Annotated in this window: 11 protein-coding genes and 1 pseudogene; 6 read left to right on the top strand and 6 right to left on the bottom strand. The window is 60.7% G+C overall.

Annotated features, from left to right (window positions below):
* Positions 1–636 precede the first annotated feature (636 nt).
* Positions 637–1,896, bottom strand: coding sequence for a nucleotide sugar dehydrogenase (locus tag ACTWPT_RS58585; protein ID WP_443186227.1), 1,260 nt, complete (start codon positions 1,894–1,896; stop codon positions 637–639).
* A 495-nt stretch (positions 1,897–2,391) separates the two neighbouring features.
* Here ACTWPT_RS58585 and ACTWPT_RS58580 point away from each other — a divergent pair, with 495 nt between their 5' ends.
* Both ACTWPT_RS58580 and ACTWPT_RS58575 read left to right on the top strand, forming a co-directional pair.
* Positions 2,392–2,493, top strand: coding sequence for a hypothetical protein (locus tag ACTWPT_RS58580; RefSeq protein WP_443186226.1), 102 nt, complete (start codon positions 2,392–2,394; stop codon positions 2,491–2,493).
* 288 nt (positions 2,494–2,781) lie between these two features.
* Positions 2,782–4,929, top strand: a complete 2,148-nt coding sequence (locus ACTWPT_RS58575; protein ID WP_443186225.1) for a hypothetical protein — start codon at positions 2,782–2,784, stop codon at positions 4,927–4,929.
* Between the two features lies 1 nt (position 4,930).
* On the opposite strand, the gene ACTWPT_RS58570 is transcribed toward ACTWPT_RS58575, so the two are convergent.
* Together ACTWPT_RS58570 and ACTWPT_RS58565 are read right to left on the bottom strand one after the other, a co-directional pair.
* Positions 4,931–5,446 carry a hypothetical protein gene (locus tag ACTWPT_RS58570; protein ID WP_443186224.1) on the bottom strand — a complete coding sequence of 172 codons (516 nt, stop codon included), beginning with the start codon at positions 5,444–5,446 and terminating at the stop codon, positions 4,931–4,933.
* Between the two features lie 185 nt (positions 5,447–5,631).
* Positions 5,632–7,005, bottom strand: a complete 1,374-nt coding sequence (locus ACTWPT_RS58565; protein WP_443186223.1) for an IS4 family transposase — start codon at positions 7,003–7,005, stop codon at positions 5,632–5,634.
* A 736-nt stretch (positions 7,006–7,741) separates the two neighbouring features.
* Between ACTWPT_RS58565 and ACTWPT_RS58560 the strand changes: the two are divergent.
* Positions 7,742–8,283 (top strand): annotated as a pseudogene (locus tag ACTWPT_RS58560) (transposase family protein); the annotation flags it as partial.
* A 21-nt stretch (positions 8,284–8,304) separates the two neighbouring features.
* Here ACTWPT_RS58560 and ACTWPT_RS58555 read toward each other — a convergent pair.
* Complete coding sequence (locus ACTWPT_RS58555; RefSeq protein WP_443186222.1) at positions 8,305–9,132, bottom strand: class I SAM-dependent methyltransferase; 828 nt, start codon at positions 9,130–9,132, stop codon at positions 8,305–8,307.
* A gap of 786 nt (positions 9,133–9,918) precedes the next feature.
* Positions 9,919–10,557: a methyltransferase domain-containing protein gene (locus tag ACTWPT_RS58550; protein ID WP_443186221.1), complete on the bottom strand. Its 639-nt coding sequence runs from the start codon at positions 10,555–10,557 to the stop codon at positions 9,919–9,921.
* 869 nt (positions 10,558–11,426) lie between these two features.
* On the opposite strand from ACTWPT_RS58550, the gene ACTWPT_RS58545 reads away from it, so the two are divergent.
* A complete protein-coding gene (locus ACTWPT_RS58545; protein ID WP_443186220.1) occupies positions 11,427–12,668 on the top strand; it encodes an IS256 family transposase in 1,242 nt (413 codons plus the stop codon).
* A 647-nt stretch (positions 12,669–13,315) separates the two neighbouring features.
* On the opposite strand, the gene ACTWPT_RS58540 is transcribed toward ACTWPT_RS58545, so the two are convergent.
* A complete protein-coding gene (locus tag ACTWPT_RS58540; protein ID WP_443186219.1) occupies positions 13,316–13,531 on the bottom strand; it encodes a transposase in 216 nt (71 codons plus the stop codon).
* A 558-nt stretch (positions 13,532–14,089) separates the two neighbouring features.
* Here ACTWPT_RS58540 and asnB point away from each other — a divergent pair.
* Positions 14,090–16,018 (top strand): asparagine synthase (glutamine-hydrolyzing), encoded by a 1,929-nt coding sequence (gene asnB, locus ACTWPT_RS58535; RefSeq protein ID WP_443186218.1) that lies wholly within the window; start codon positions 14,090–14,092, stop codon positions 16,016–16,018.
* A gap of 150 nt (positions 16,019–16,168) precedes the next feature.
* A complete protein-coding gene (locus ACTWPT_RS58530; protein ID WP_443186217.1) occupies positions 16,169–17,428 on the top strand; it encodes a hypothetical protein in 1,260 nt (419 codons plus the stop codon).
* The last annotated feature ends 65 nt before the right edge of the window (positions 17,429–17,493 follow it).

Genomic DNA, 17,493 nt, shown 5'->3' with positions numbered 1-17,493 from the left:
GACGACATGGCTGGCGCATTTGCGCAGCGCGAAGGCGTCCACCGCCACCACTCGCACCGCCTCTATCCACGGTTCCGGCGCCGCGCGGACCAGTCGTAGCAAGGTGTCCTTGTCCAGGCGTAACTAAAGAGGCGAGTCCAGCCGGGCACGTGCGCACGCCGCCATCGAGATCGCGACCGCGGTCAGCGGGGCGCGGAGCAGTGGTGTGAACCGGGCGTGCAGGCTGCTGAACCCGCTCCACCTGTTCGGCGAATGTCACCACCGTGCACTCCCCTGACGCACTTTGAGTGAGCACCGTCAAAGCGAGCCAGCGCCTGGATCCGCCGAGCGTGACGTCTGCCAGTCGACGTACGTACCTGCGTGCACCCGACAGACATCTGCTCACAGTGCTAACAATTTCCTGCCTTCGCTCGAACCCGAGTGTGCAGCGTGACCACGTCCGCGATTGCTCGACGGCGTTCACGAAATCCCGGGCGGGTGCGGGAGAAGATCTTCAGGGCACGCCCGAGCGTGATCAACCAACGAGCGGTTTCTATGTCACAAGATCAGCGATGGAGTCAGGAATAGGAGCGGAAAATGACCAGAACAGATCATGTGGGTGTATTTAGGCTTAGACCAGATTTGCAGCGATTGGCGTCAGAGCCGTTCGACGTTAGGCCCCCGGCAGCGGTTGCGCGTGTCGAAGATGAAAGGGCTCACCTGCTCGGCCAGCTCGTAGTCGAAGCAGTCGTGGTCGGTGAGGATGACGACAGCGTCAGCCTGCTCAAATTCCTGGCGGCTTGCTTCGATGATCTCGATGCTAGGCGGGGCCAAGAAGCCTTTCGCGTATGGGTCGGCGGCTCGTACGCGGGCGCCGAGCCTACAGAGAGACCTGGCCACTTCGATCGCGGGGGACTCGCGGCAGTCTCCTGCGTTCTTCTTGTAGGCGAGTCCGAGCAGGACCAGTCGGCTGCCCTTGATCGGCTTGGCACGCCTATTCAGCGCCAGGGCGAGTCGCCGTATGACATGTTCTGGCATGCCCCTGTTGATGTCGTTGGCCAACTCGACGAACCGGAAGTTGTGTCCCAGACCGCGCTTGACCGCCCACGATAGGTACGACGGGTCGATCGGCAAGCAGTGCCCGCCGACGCCGGGGCCTGGCGTGAAGCGCATGAAACCGAATGGTTTGGTGGAGGCGGCGTCGATCGCCTCCCAGGCGTCGATGCCGAGCTGCTGCGCGAAAATGGACAGCTCATTCACCAATGCGATGTTGACGTGCCGGAAGGTGTTCTCCAGGAGCTTGCAAAGTTCGGCCACCTGAGGAGACGAGACAGGAACGACGTCTCGGACGATCTGCCCGTAGAACGCCTCGATCTTCTTGAGTGAATATTCGTCGATGCCCGACACGACCTTCGGCGTGTTCTCCAGTCGCCACCGTGAGTTGCCCGGGTCGATGCGCTCCGGGCTGTACCCGAGATAGAAGCCATCGGGCGCGCGCAATCCAGAGCCCTTCTCCAGGATCGGGAGAAGATACTCCTCGGTGGTGCCGGGGTATGTGGTGGACTCCAGAACCACGGTGGATCCTCTCTGGATCAGCGGCGCGATGGAACGGCCGGCCGAGGCGATATGACGCAGATCCGGAGCTCCCTCGCACAAAGGAGTGGGAACAGTGATGAGGCAGATGTCGAAGTCTTTGGCGGCGGCGTAGTCGGTGCTGGCCATGTAACGGCCCCAGCGCAGAGCAGCCTTCACCTGGTCGTCAACGATGTCCTCGACGTAGGACTCGCCGGCGTTCAACCGCTTGACGCGCCACTCATCTACGTCGATTCCCACGACGTCGAACCCTGCCTCGACCCCACGCATCGCCAGCGGCAGCCCAACGTAGCCTTGACCGACGACCACGAGTTTCTCTCTCATATCCGGACCTCCGTCACTTCGAGATGAGATATGACTGACTGTAAGCGCATGGTGTCCTCATATCGCCCATTTCAGCGCTACCTCTGGCGTGTCGTGTCCTCACCGCCCAACGATGGGCGCCACCTCGTTCGCCTCGAACTCGCCCTGGGAACTGGATCAGAGTTCGGCAACAGGGGCCGACAGGGCCACCACGACGGCGGTAACGCTACAGTCGCACGCGGGGAGCATCGGCGTCTCTCCGAGATCCGAGGGTGTCAACCGCGCAATGCTCCCCGTTTCGTTTCATACGCCCGATACCCGCATCCCCGGCACTTCCGGAGTTTCTAGACCTATCGCCAGCAACTTTGCAAGACATGCAAGTCACCGCAAAACCTCCAGCATTAAGCGATCTAAGAGCGAAAGTCGAGCTTGCTGCCTGGTTCGAAAATTTGCCGATACCTCGCCGAGGTTCTGTTCCAACTGGTCGGCAGTTGCTACGAGCACGCATCACTGATCGTGACCAGCAGTAAGCCGTTCGGGCACTGCGGCGAGGTGTTCGGCGTCGACGTCGTGGCCACCGCCGTAGAGATCGCCTTGTCCATCACGCCGAAGTCCTGAGCCTGAAAGGAGGTGGCCATCAGCTCCAGGTTGGGTCCGATCATTACCAGCATAAACAAATGGCAAAGATTGCGCTATTTGCAGGAGTTCGTATCTGTCTGCGAGTTGCGGTCCATCATGCTTTTCTGCATGGATATGACTAGCTCTGTGAATAGTGCTACCCTCGCCAGGCTCGTACCTGTAGATCGCATGCAAGCTTCTAGGCGCCCTCGCCGGGCGTTGCGGTGGCTGCCGGCAATCTTCTCGACTGCCGTGGTTATAGCCATACTGAGTGTTTACGGCGTCCCTATGCGTGACATAGTGTTGTTCGGCGCATATCTCATGCTGGGGGTGACTCTTCCGGGACTGCTTCTACTCCGCTGGCTGTACGGCGAAGCGCGGACGGTGGTGGAGGAACTCGCGCTCGGAGTGGCGCTCGGCTACGTCATCGAGGTGATCGCCTACATCGCCGCCCGGTCCAGCGGGGTGCCGCTTCTCGTCATAGCTTGGCCAATCACTACGTATGCACTTTTCCTGATGGTGCCCCGGCTTCGGAGGCACTGGAAGAGGGCGTCCCGCCGGGATGCCCCTCTCTGGTGGTCATGGTCGCTCGCCATGATCGTCGTCTATCTAGTCTGCTGGAGCGCCTTTACGTTCTTCAGGACCAATGCGCTCACCTGGCCAGGGCTCGGCACGTCACACTATGAGATGCCGTACCATCTCGCCCTGATAGGCGAACTAAGGCACCACATGCCGCCCTCGGTGCCCATGGTCGCCGGCGAACCTCTGCTCTACCACTGGTTCGTGTACGCGCATTTCGCGGCATCCAGTTGGCTAACCGGAGTGGAACCGCTCGTCCTGCTGTTCCGGCTTGCCCTCCTGCCCATGCTGTCGGCGTTCGTTGTCTTGGTGGGCATGGTCGCCCATCGAATGACTGGATCTAGGGTAGGGGCGTTGCTGGCTATCATAGGCACCGTCTTCGTGGCGATACCGAGCTTGCACCCGAACGTCAACGGGCTGCTGCTTTGGACCGGTGTTCAACACACTCCCTTTACAGGTCCTACTCAGACCTTCGGTGCCCTGCTGTTCGTGCCGGTCGTCATGCTCCTGACTGATCTTCTGGTGAAGCGGTCCCGCAGTGTCGGCTGCTGGCTCCTGCTCGGCATCTTCCTTATTGGGGTCATGGGCGCTAAAGCCACCTATTTGCCTCTCCTTATCGCTGGTTTGGTGTCAGTGGCAGCAGTGAAGGTGATCGGCCATCGCCGAGTTCCTTGGTCCACACTTGCTGCGTTGGCTATGACCACAGCGTGCCTCAGCTATGCGCAGTTCGTATTGTTCGGCGGCGCAAAGCAAGGTATGACACTCGAACCTCTCTCGCTTATGCGCAGGACTTGGGAAGAGGTAACCAGGGCCGGCAGCGGAGAGCCACCGCTGTATTCGCTTGTGGGCATGGCCATGGTTTACCTGGCATGCTGGATCGTGACATGGTCAGGAATCCTCGGCTTGTTGAGCAGGCCTCGCCTACTCATGCAGCCTGCGGTGGCGCTCATAGCCGGCATATCCGCAGCTGGTTTCGGCGGGATAATGCTCCTAGGGCACCCTGGGCTGAGCCAGGGATACTTTCTTCAAGGGGTTTACCCCTACCTGGCGATTCTCGCAGCCTACGGGTTCGCTGTGATTGTACGGCGAGAACAGACACCGCGCTGGGCCCTTGTTTCTATGGTCGCTGTCGGAGTGTTGATAGCCCACCTGATTCGGGTACTGTCGGGCGTGGAGCTTCCGCTGATGTCCAGTCAAAGCGACAGTTTTCTGTATCGGCCGTACATTATCTTGCTGGCTGTCACCCTGACAGCCGTTATAGCTGCAATCGTGGCACGGCGAGTCCGTCGAGTCTGGGCGCTTGTGATCACCATGATCGCCGCTATGGGAATTCCCAGCGCATGGCATGCTCGTATCCTTCTCCTCAGCGACGACAATAGGGCCGGCAACGCTTCACAAGGGGTATCTTCTCCGACGCTAGCACAGGTTCCTCAGGGTTCACTCGCTGCCGGACGATGGCTTCGCGCCCACTCGCAACCGAATGACTTGATCGCCACGAACGCGCATTGCCGCTTGGGGTACCCGAGCCCATGCGATAGCATCCATTTCTGGATTTCCGCGCTGACCGAAAGGCGCGTCCTTGTCGAAGGATGGGCATATACTCCAACAAATCATGACCGTTGGCGACCCGGCCAATCGCTGCTGCGCCTACCGTTTTGGGATAACGAACGGCTCCAGATGAACGACCAAGCCATTAATGCACCGTCGGCGGCGGTACTTCAACGCCTGCGACAACGTTACGGCGTGCATTGGCTCTTTGTCGAGCGACCGCGTCCGAGTTCCAGGATTGGAGACTTCGCGCGCCTTCGGTTCCACGAGGGCGACTATGCCATCTACGAGATACCAGGGGGACATTAGATTACTGCACTGGCTTCCGCGTTCCTAATACGCCTCCATGAATGTAATTGAGAGAATGCTCCGCACGACGGATGAATGGCGCGAGCGCAAGCCAGGGAACGATCCACCCGGTCAGCCGTTTGCCCGCCACCATCAGCCAGGGAAAGCCGCTCGGGCGCAGGTGCAGCAACCCCCACACCCGGCGTCGTACTCTCGCCCTGGCCTTGGCGATGCGTGCGAGCATCGCCTCGTCCAGGCCGGCCAGCGTGCGGCGGGTGGTGGAGTCCGACGGCACGACCCCGAACAACGCCGCCTGATGGGCTTGCAGTCGCTCGGCCTCCGACAGGCTGCGCGCACCGCAGACGATCGCCGTGGCCAGGCTGACCAGCACGTGCGCGCGATCGCGCGAGATCAGGTTCTGCCCTGCCGACCACAGTGCGTCCAGAGCCTCGATCAGCCCCACCCGGTCGGCGATCTTGTGCAGCAGCACCGCGCCCACATGTCCGACCAGCCCTTTTCCATCAGCGGTGACAGACAACCGCCGGTCCCACCCTGTACGCTCACTCACAGAAAGGTGCACCTGCTTCTGCAGCGGATATGGCTTCGACACCCGAATCCTTGCAGCTCAGGGCAATGCCGGTGAGTTTAGGCATTTGCGCTTCTGAAGGTGCCTTTCTTAAGATTTTGATCTTGTAGTTGGCCTTGGTGGCCGGTTGCGCAGTGTCACGCTTCTTGGTCGGGAAGGTGTTCTTGGCTGGCTTCTTGACGCGCTCGCACTGACGGTCGCGACGACGTGGAAGCAGGTCGTCGAGAATGTCGCGGACAGCGTTGCGGCGGGCTTGGGCGGGTTCTGCTGATGCACTGACCGCGTGGTCGCGAGCGACGCGGACCGTCACAGTGAAGGAAACGCGGTCCGGGTCGATGCCGATGGCCAGGGCCGCTTCGCACTTCAGCGTGCACAGCGCTTGGTAGACGGCGAGCAGCGCGAACAGTTCCTGGCAGACGAGTTCGGGAAGCTTGGAGCGCAGGATGAACGCCGCTCCGCGGAGTCGGGGTCTTGAGTTCGCCATACCCGTTCTCGATCTCCCAGCGCTCGTGATAGACGGCTGCGATCTCGGCTGCGGGCGCTTGTTCGTGATCGAGAAGGGTGGTGACGAGGCGGAACGGTTCGGTCCTCGTGCGGCCGTCCGCTGTCTTGATCGTGACGGTGTATTCGATGATCCGGACGAGGTGGCCGTGCGGTGTCCGTCCAAGGCTGCGGCCGCGGGCTCGTGCGATGCCGTGCCGCAGGTTCTCGGCCGGGGTGGGCATGATGGACAGAAACGAACCGTCCGGCAGGATCTCGACCGCGGGGAACACCAGGTTCTTCTTGATCCGCCACAGCATGTCGGATCCGGTCGCGGTGACCATGCCCCACAGTTCGTGGCCGGCGAAGTTCCGGTCGGCGAGCAGGAGCATGCCCGCGTTAAGCGCGTGCAGGCGCCTGCGCGCGAGCTTGTGCTCGCTGGCCTTGGTGACACCGTCAAAGGCGGCATCGATCAGCGCGTGGGTGCCGCATTCGATCAGCGCCAGCAGCCGAACCTGTGGATTTCCGCCCTGTGTGACCCCGAACTCGGCCGCGTTCTCTGGAGTGTCGGCCGCATCCAGGCCGGTGCCGTCCCAAGCGACCAGACGGAGCCCGAACGCCAAAGCGCCCTTCGTGCCCGGGCCGGCCAGTGGCCCGCGCCGCAGATCGAACAGCAGCTCAAGGGGCTTGGACCCGAGCCGCTGCCTGGCCTTGGTCAGTGCCGAACTGGTCGGCAACGCCAGCCCATGCAGATGCCGTAGGCCGTTGGTGAGCCACCTCATCACCGACCGGTATCCCGGCGGTGCCGCGCTGTCGGCGCCGCTGAACAGGCATAACCCCAAAACGAAGTACACCACCGCCCGCGCGGGCAGCAGCCGATGCCGCTTCTCGCGACAACCCGACAGCTCGACAACCTCATCGACGAACTCCGGCGGGATTTCATCGGTCAGGACCCCGAGCCCGACTGAGCACATCGGCCGATCCGGAGCCTCCTCTACGGATGATCTGGGCGTGACAAACTGAGCGAGCAACGAAGCTCCTCGGAAGGACAATAAAGCGATCTTGGTCGACCACTGTCCCATCGAGGGCTTCGTTGCTCAGGCGAGCCAACGCACTATCCGTCACCAAATCGCGACGATCCGCGCCAGGCCAGCTACGCCCAACACCAGCGAAAGCACTCGCTACCTGCGCAAATGCCTTGACTCGCCGGCATTGCAGCTCAGGGGCACCTTTTCTCTTGATTCAGGCCACTACCATCCAGCCGCTTGAATACCTGGTGTCGGCGTACGGGTTCTGCTGCAGAGACAGGTACGTATTGACGTCCAGGCGTACCTGGCTCTGCACCGGTACCTGTACGCCGACACCTGGGGTCAATCACAATCACGCTCGAGGTCGACCAGCCCAAATGTTCATAGAAGCGGATGCTGGACCGCACTCGGGACTGTCCGTACACCAAGTAGGTGTTGTTCGCGCTAGTGCCCAATCTGGCGTTGGATCCCAACTCGAAGCTTGCGGCCTCGTGTGGGGAGGCCGCCCGGCGCACATCGACCGCCAGCAGGGGTGCAGCGACGATGTCTGCTACAACGTTCTGTTTTAGACACAACCAGCACGTATTTCGAAATCAACATCCCCAAACGAGCCCATCGACGTGATGAGCAGGGCATTCCACTGCCCGACAGCACCGATAGCACCACGGCCGACGCCGAGGCCGAGTTGGGTCAGCTCACCATCGCGACTTTCACCGGCCCCTTCTGCCAGACCGCGGAACTGGCCAAGACCCAACGCGACGGGCTGCACTACCTGGTGCTGGACTCCACGCTCATCCACATCGATCGCATCGCCGCCGACCGGCCGTACTTCTCCGGCGAGCACCGCATGCACGGCATGAACATCCAGCTCATCGCCTCACCGGCCGGAACGATCCTGTGGACCTCCGGCGCACTGCCCATCAAGACCCACGACCTTAGCACCGCCCGCATCTGGGGCATCCTGCGCGCGCTGGACAAGGCCGGCATCATCACCCTCGCCGACAAGGCCTAACAAAGAGCTGAGGCCCGGTCCTCACTCCGTACAAAGGCAAGAGCAAGCCCGAGTCTCAGAAGCAGGCCAACCGCTCCCACGCCAGGCTTCGCGGACCCGGCGAACGCGCAAACGCCCAGCTGGAGAGCTGGAAGATCCTCCGCAAGCTACGCTGCAGCCCTTCCAAGGCCGGCCACCTCTGCAAGGCCATCGCCGTTCTTCAAACCACCGCATCGGGCAGGCCGCCGAAGGATGAAAAACATTCAGTGCGGACGAACCTTTCCACCTAACCTGGGGCGATTCATACAGGCTCATGGACGGGGTGAGACGAACACATACTCGTTACAGCCGTGACGACCCTTACATGTTCTGAGATAGCGCAATTCGAAACCGCGCTCCCGGAGGAACTCGAAAACCTTCTCAGGTGCGGCTACCTCAAAGGGGAACCCGCCAATCCAGTCGACCACATCGTGCCATGCCGACATGCCTCGCTGCCGAATGTGGTCGCGAGGCGGGCACAGATCTGCTGCCCGCAGCAGGGCGCCCGCTGCGGTCCGAAATGAGAAGTACGTTCCACCGGCTAGGACGAGCATCCACCGCGTTAGTGCACCAGAACGAACATACCGGCGCTTGACTAGCCACCACAAACGGCTGACTGGGCCTTGATCGTTATATATTGCCGTGTACAACGACCCTTTCGGTGCAACAAGGGAAGTTGCCGCCTCGAGCGCGCGCCACATGGCGCCCGTGTGGTGCAAGACGCCCCAGGCATAGACAACGTCGTAGACTCCTAGGCTCCGGACGTAAGTCTCGTCGAGAATCGATCCTTGCTCCACCGTCCAATCACCGTCCTGTGCGTACCTGCGGCGTAGCTCCACGCAGGCCGCGACGGAAGCCGGATCGTAGTCGAACGAGCGGACCTTCGCTCCGAGACGGTGTGCGGCTAGCGAGAAGAGGCCACTTCCACAGCCGAGATCTAGGAAGGTGCGCCCCCTTAGGGTCTCCACCCCGAGCGCAGCGATCAGGGATCCCATGGCACGCTCGATACACTTGTCGTCCACCGTCTTGAGAAAGCTCAGCCAATTGTCGCCAAAAGAAAAACGATCATTATTTATCGCTTCTATCGAGTTGCTCATCATTTGCCAATCTATATTACTCGTAAAGCAGGCTAAGTGGCACTTCATGCTGCGCGATGGCCAAAATATCCACGAATACGCGCGCACGAACAGTTTTGTTTATTATCACCGAGGCTACAGTAGGGATGGTATGATATGTGAGTACTAATTTCCACATGACACGCCGAACAACTGTGAGCCCACGGGTACGCCCCCAGTGGTATGTTGCCACCAACAGCTACACAGGCTGAATCCGTAGAGGCGGCCATTGATTAAGGCGGATTTTTGTCTCAACTACACCGTAAGGGCCAAAGTGTTCTCATGTTATGAAACCGCGTAGCTGAAGGTCGTCGGGCGGGGTGGCTGCGGCAGTGGCCGGTGACGGCCGTGATCTTCGACTACCTAGAGATCTGGCACGATCGGCAACGACGACATACAACCTGGGTATGCTCACCCCGATACAGTTCGAGAACGCGTCCACCGTGGCGTGACAATCGAGGAACGCACTCCCTCAAAGAATTCGATCTTGAATTTAGCCAAGCCAGGACAGCAGACAAGATCAAGTTGCGGTAGATCAGCGCTGTTCCGATACCTGGTATCGCTACCGCAGCAACACGATCCCCAACCTCTGGGTCTCCGAGATCGCCTGAAAGGCAGAGACCGTGGAGCTCGTTGCGCTGAAAGGCGCACAGTGGGATCGGCGAGAGAGGCCTCGGGAAACGGACCGGGAGCAATCCCGGCACCGCGCCCGGGGCCTACTCAGCGACAAATCAGGTCAGGGGTTTAGATGGCGACGATGCAGGAGGAGGCTCATGCACCTCGTCCTTTACAGCGGTACAGAAACAAGATCTTATCGTCCTGCCAGTCGTGGCGCTGCTCCACCCGCGTCGCGATGGTGTCGAAGATACGTTGGATCCTGCCTCGTTGATAAGGGAACTCGTCGACCATGATGTATCTGACGTGCTTGGCCTCGAGCAGCTTGCGGATCTGGGTATCGATCCACTCGTCCGACATGTAATGGAACCAGCCCGTAGTGATCAGCAGATCGATGACCTCGAGATCAGTCTCCGCGAGTGTGTCAAAGCTTCCGGCATGGAACTCGACGTCAGAGCGGTTGAACCGCTGTAGGAAACGCGCCCATGAAATGACTCGCTGATCGATGTCGAGCCCGAACTTCCGCTGCGCGCCTACCCGATTTACGATCTCACCTAGGCCACAGCCGACTTCTACGACCACGTCCAGATCGCTAGATATTTCTTTGGCCAAATGTACGGCCATCTTCTTGTAGTTCGTAGTGTGATAACCCCGGAGGTGCCATCTCTCTCCCCTGTACATCAGGAACAAGGGGAATTGTATAAGCTTCTGCGTCAAGGCAATCGCCACGTTCTGCGCCCCGTGCCGCCTCGCTACGTGAACCTTCCGATAGAGTTTCTTCACAGCCGTCGGCATGCCAGCCCTCCGTGGCCATATCGAAGAATGATGCAGTTCCAGCAGATCACCGACAACCGCCATCCGCCATTCCGGCGCGCCCGAAGTTTTTCCATATTTGCGTCAACTTCGCGCTACAGAGGTTGAACGGTCAGGGTTCATAGCGAGCCCTTGGTTACGGTCAGGCCGGTGTGTGCGACGAAGGCGTCCAGCAGGCTGGATCGGTACGGCATCCGCATGAGCCGGGTGAGGGCGTAGTCTCCGCCTCGAGGAAGCGTTCTGCTCGCCGCGGCGACCGCGGTAGAGGAGCATGCGGTAGATCAGGCGGGCTCGTTGTCCGGGCTTGAGGCAGATCAGCCCGGCGACCGAGACACGCCTGGATCCCTCGCCGGTAATGGTGACGACCGGGGTACGGCCCCGGCGGACCAGGGCGCGTGGATCTGAGAGACCGAGCGCCACGAGGCGCCGTGTGACCGAGCGAGGGTGGAAGACCCTCGCCGCTGTTTCGTCGCAGCGAAGCGGTGAGGCTGGGGGCAGCCCGATCCGGGAGACGCCGGGGAGGGTGGACAGCAGCCCCGACAACGACGGGACGCGTCAGGACTACCGGATGGCGCGGGTTCCGGCAAGCGAGACGGGAAGGTGGACGCGAGGAACCAGCGGTGCAAAGCCTCTTAAGACCTCTGCCAGCTCTAACCCGGGGGGATGTGGGCTGGATGGCGGCGCGCACCCGCCCCCTCATGACGAGGCGGGGAACTCCTTGGGGTCTTGGTTGCGTCCACGGAAGTGGTGTACGAGTTTGACCTGGTCACAGGCGTGGCGTCGTGAAATGACGACGGCCATCGCGTGATCCTTTCGATTAGCGAAGATCAAGATTCGAAGGGAACCAGGCGATGACCGCGGACAACAGTGTGACGCCCGAGCAGTGGCTGGCGAAGCAGATCGAGACCGGCGACCCGGATCTGTTGCGATCCATGGTGAAGACCATGGCCGAAGCGTTGATGTCGGCCGAGGCCGACAGCCTGTGCGGGGCTGGCTACGGCGAACGCAGCGACCAGCGGACCAACCGGCGCAACGGGTACCGCACCCGGGAGTGGGACACCCGGGCAGGATCGATCGAACTGGCCATTCCGAAGCTGCGCGCAGGCTCGTACTTCCCGGACTGGCTGCTGGAGCGTCGACGGCGGGCCGAGCAGGCGCTGATTAGCGTGATCGCCACGTCATATCTGCTGGGAGTCTCCACTCGGCGGGTCGACAAGCTGGTCGAGCAGCTCGGGATCAAGCACATCTCCAAGAGCCAGGTGTCCCAGATGGCCAAGGTGCTCGATGAGCAGGTGGAGGCGTTCCGCACCCGCGCTTTGGATGCCGGCCCGTACTCCTTCGTGTGGCTGGACGCGCTGACACAGAAGGTGCGTGAGGGCGGGCGGATCATCAACGTCCACTGCCTGGTGGCGACCGCCGTCAATGCCGACGGCCGCCGCGAGATCCTCGGCCTGGACGTCACCTCGGCCGAGGACGGGGCCGGCTGGCTGGCGTTCCTGCGCGGCCTCGTCGCGCGTGGCCTGTCCGGCGTGCAGTTGGTCATCTCCGACTGCCACGCCGGCCTCGTGGCCGCCATCGGCGCCACCCTGCCCGGCGCCGCCTGGCAGCGCTGTCGCGCCCACTACCTGCGCAATTTGCTCACGGTCGTGGCCAAACGGTCGCAGCCGTTCGTGGCCACGCTGGTGCGCACCATCTTCGACCAGCCCGACGCCGTCTCGGTCCGCACCCAGCACGCCTGGGTCGTGCAAACCCTGGAGGCCAAGCACCCGGCCGCGGCCGAGCACCTGGACGCCGCCCGCGACGACCTGTTGGCCTTCGCCGCCTTCCCCCGCGAGATCTGGTCCCAGCTGTGGTCCAATAACCCGCAAGAACGCCTCAACAAGGAGATCCGCCGCCGCACCGACGTGGTCGGCATCTTCCCCGACAGGCCCGCCATCATCCGCCTGATCGGCGCCGTGCTGGCCGAGCAGACCGACGAATGGGTCGAGGCCCGCCGCTACATCGGCCTGGACATCCTGGCCAAAGCCCGCATCCGGGTGATCTCTAGCGACACACCGGCCCCGGACCCACTCCCGCAGACACTCACCGCTTAACCTGCAAAAACAGGATCACGCGAAGATCGATTCATACACCACGTCCGTGGACGTGACCATCGGTCTTGCCGGCCGGGAGGTCACGGTGAAGGACTGCGGCGTAGCCGTAACGATGCCGCAAGGGCAAAGCTGGCCACCTCACCCGACGATCGGTTCACAGTGAACGTGGGAACCATCCTGCGGCTCCCACTCTTGGCCCGGGCTCCAGGCGGGCTGATCGGGAAGGCATGTCGTCTGCCGACAGCCGCGGGATGGGGCGGAGGGCCAGGAGAAGTCAGAGCCGGGGAAAGCCCGCGCACACGGCGAAGGGCCCAGCGGAATCAAGCCTGTGAGGTAATGCAAGGGCAGGAGACGCTAGTGAATGCCAGTGAACCGTGGCCGGATCCGTTGGGAGCCGGGCAGCGGGTACTACGGATGCAGGCCAAGCTGCACCGATGGGCGGTCGAAGATCCCGGCCGCAGGTTCGGTGATCTTTTCAACCTTGTCCATCACCCGGACTTCCTCACCATGGCGTGGGAACGGGGTGCGGGGCAATCAGGGAGCACGCACCGCCGGAGTGGACCGGGTCATCCCCAGGTTCATCTCCGACGATGCCGACGTCGTGGCCTTCCTCAGTGACGCACGCGAGCAACTCAAGACGCGAACGTTCACCCTGCTGCCGGTCCGGGAGCGCGGATTTCAAGCCGGTGTCGTACGACTTCGACGGTCTTGGACCGGCTGTCGTTGCGGGTGTTGCCGCTGTCGTTGCTGGAGCGTTCGTGCTTGTCGTAGCCGAGATGGTCGGTGATCTTGCCTTCGAGAGCGGACACCAGCACCAGCTTGGTCAGCCGGCCCAGCAGCCCGTTCTCCCCGACCACCTCCACCCTTCGGCTCGCGCCTGGTCGACCAGCCTCGCCACCAGATCCCGATCCGTCGAGTTGTCCGGCTTCTTGCGCGCCACCCCGGCGTCCTCCAGGTCCATTCCGTCGATGCCTGGATCACAGTACTCATCAGGTGCGTTCTCCTTGATCAGGAGTTACACCGAAGAGAAGACTATACAGTCCCGATCCGGATGATGCTAAGGATCGGCAAAGAAACCGATGTAAACCGACTAAGGCCAGAGCGCCTACTGTGCGCATATTGGTGTCCATGTCAAAGTCGATGCCTAGGTGACGGTCTGACGCGTCTGCTGTCGCAGGACAGCTGCCAACCAGGTGGTCCCGGCATCCTCTCTCCCGGCGAGGCTAGCGGAACGCGTTGGAAGGATTCTTGGCAGAAAGAAACCCTTTCTGGCGTGTGCCGACATGGCGTGATCTTGCGGCACTTCGAGTTCTCGGCGCGCTGTCTGCCTTCAATCGGGCATACGTTTGTCCAGAGGACGTCGATATCAGCTCACTGGCGCGGAAACATGCGAAGCCGTGTCACTTGCTATTGGAGGATATATGTGCGGAATAGCGGGAATGGTGTCAACTTGTCAACCCGACCCGGATCTTGTGCGCCGTATGTGTGAGGAGATTGTGCACCGGGGGCCTGACGGGACGGGTTTTCATTTCGACGAACATGCGGCACTCGGTATGAGGCGACTAGCGATCGTTGATTTGGCCACCGGCGACCAGCCTGTCTACAATGAGGACGGACAGGTCGTCGCCGTCTTCAACGGTGAGATTTACAACTTTGTCGACCTGCGGAAAGCCCTGGATGCGCGAGGACACCGCCTGCAGAGTGCAGGGGACTCCGAATGCCTTGTACACCTTTACGAGGAGTACGGCACCGACATGGTCCACCAGCTCAGGGGGATGTTCGCATTCGCTATCTGGGACCGTAAGCACGGACGCCTGTTGCTGGCACGGGATCGGGTTGGTAAAAAGCCTCTCTACTGGCGCTCTGATAATGACTCGATATGGTTCGGCTCGGAGCTCAAGTCATTGGAGAGGGATCCTCGTCTGCGGCGCGATGTGGATCCGATCGCGCTGCACCACTACCTCAGTTACCAGTATGTTCCCGCACCTTGGTCTATCTACAAGGGAGTCAACAAACTTCCGCCTGGGCACCTGCTGATCTGGGAAGGAGGTCAAGTCACCGTACGCCGATACTGGGAACTGAGCAGTACTCCGCGGCAGGTGACGAATGAGGCGGAGGAGGAGGAACGGCTGCGCGAGCTGCTCCTGGAGGCGACGCGTATCCGCATGGCGAGTGAGCGTCCCATCGGAGCATTCCTGTCTGGTGGAATCGACTCATCCGCAGTGGTGGCGGCCATGGCCATGCAGAGCCCTCAGCCGGTCAAGACTTTCTGCATAGGCTTCGAGGAGAGCAAATATGACGAACGCCGCAAAGCACGGATGGTCGCTGATCGATATGACACCGATCACCATGAGCTCGTGGTCACCTCTCGCTTGCTGGATGTCTTGCCGCGCATCGCATGGCACTTCGACGAGCCATTCGCCGATTCCTCGGCCATACCCAGCTTCTACGTCGCACACCTGGGACAGCAGCATGTCGCAGTCGCCCTCAACGGTGATGGTGGGGATGAGAGCTTCGGTGGATACCAGCGCTACATACTGATGGGGAAGTCCGGATGGATTCCACAAATGCCCGGCGCCGTGGCAGCGATTTCTGGGCGCATTGGCGACCTCATCGCGGAGCGAAGCACCAGCGGATCCCTGTTCCGGCGGCTCGGGTGGCTGATGCAGTTCGCCGCGGAACGCCCGTCACAGCGGTACGCCCGTCTAATGTCCGCCTTCACGCCCAAGTCGAAGATCGAGATCTATAGTGACGAGCTCCGCGACCTGCTGGTAGAGGTGGACAGCTACCGCCTATTGGACGAGGCTTTCCAGCAATCACGAGCGGAGACCGATCTCGGCCGCATCCTCGACGTCGACATTGCCACCTATCTCCCCGGTGAATTGCTCGTAAAGGTGGACATCACGACGATGGCCAACTCACTGGAAGCGCGATCGCCGTTTCTGGATCACCATCTCATGGAATGGGCAGCCGGTCTACCGATCGACTACAAGGTCCGAAATGGCAAGACCAAGCTGCTGCTTAAACGAGCGATCAGTCCGTGGCTGCCTAAGGAAATACTGACATCTCCCAAGCAAGGGTTCGGCGTGCCACTTGCCTCATGGCTGCGCGGGGAACTTCGGGAGTTGGCTTTCGACGTCCTGACTGATGACACTGCACGCCACAGAGGCCTATTCCGCCCAGCTGTGGTGCGTGATTTGCTCCATCATCACATCGCGGGTGCCGATCACAGCGTCCGTCTTTGGACCCTCCTGCAGCTGGAACTTTGGTACCGGGCGCGCGCAGCGCCCCAAGATCACCTTATGGCAAAAGTATCCAGCGCGGTCGACATGAACACGACCCTTACGTGAATGACATCCACGATCTCTACGAGTGCTTGCCGTTGAGTGGCCAAACGATTCTTCCTACGGCCAAGAAAGCAAGGACGGCGACGAGGATGATCGTATGGCATGGCCCTTCCGGTGGCGTGGTTCGCGGCGACGATCGAAAGGTGAGACGCGATGGAGTATTTTATCGTCACCTTGGTGGCGGTAATGCTCGTTGTGCTGGTGTGGGCAAGCTTTTCTGCCGATGCGGTCGGGCGCGTCCTGCCGGTACTGATGGCGGCCTTCGTTGCCCGGCTGCTTATCCATCTTCTGTTGACGCGATCAGATGCACTCGGATATGGCGGTGACCATCTCACCTTTGAGGAAAGGGCTGCAGAAATCGTTGCGCTCTGGGAATTGGAGGGCGTGCAGTTCGTTACTTCCGAACAGATTCCCTTCCTGTTCTCCGTAGCGCTACCATGCAACCTTTTCGCATTTATCATGTGGCTATGCGGCGGCGAAGCGCCTTTTGCCTGCACGGCGGTGGTCGCGTTTATCGCCTCTGCGCTCTGCATCATCGTGTATAAGGCTGCTATCTTGATCGGTGCTGACGCCCGTGCAGCTTTCCGCCTCCTCGTAATAACGGCCTTCCTTCCGTCCTTCCTCCTGCACACATCGGATATGTACAAAGATGGCATAAATGCGTTTCTGGTACTTGCCTGCATGTACTTGACGCTGTCGATTCTGCACCGCTTCGCTTTTTGTAAGATGTTTCTTATCGGACTGGTGTTCCTGGCGTTGTGGCATGTGCGACTTTATATGGTTTTCATGTGTGCCGTGCCGGTGATGTTTGGATTTCTGACGCTCAACCGGAAATTCCCTTTCGCAAGGGTAATGGTTGTATTCGCATTCGGAGTAACTGCGCTACTGGCTTGTGGCGGTGTCAATGAAATTCTATCGGGTACGCCGCTTCAAGAGCAGTTGGATTTCGCTCATGCACGGCAGGCCCTGGATTCCAACTCCAGTGGCGGGTCGGGTGTGTCGTTCGATGACGGCGGTAATCCGTGGGGCGCAATAGTGCCAAAGCTGCTCTATGCGTTGCTGTCTCCCTTTCTGTGGATGGATGGAAGCCTTGAGCTGCAACTCGGCAAGATCGAGGTGGCTTTTTGGTATTATCTTCTCTGTTGTGCGGCAATCGGCGCACGAAAGCTATGGAATGTAAACCGTATAATACTGTTGCTTCTCTTGCTGCTCATCGTGCCCGGCTTCATTGCCTATGCGACAACCATGGCAAATGTAGGTCTCATTCTTCGGCAGCGTATGCCACTTGTCATGGTGACGAGCCTCATCTCAGCCGTCGCGTGGACCAGAAATTCCGGCAAGCAGGATACTAGTAAGCATTCATCAGGGCTCAAGATCGGGTACGGCGTGAGCGTCGTGCTGCTCGTGGGATGATCTTTCGGTGCAGGCTGGGGATGGGCGTCCGTCGTATGACGAGCTTGCCGCCCTGGTCGTGGAGC

The organism is Nonomuraea sp. 3N208, assembly GCF_052245935.1.
Classification (GTDB): domain Bacteria; phylum Actinomycetota; class Actinomycetes; order Streptosporangiales; family Streptosporangiaceae; genus Nonomuraea.
Note: the sequence above shows the minus strand (reverse complement) of the source record. Positions and strands in the feature narration are given on the sequence as shown.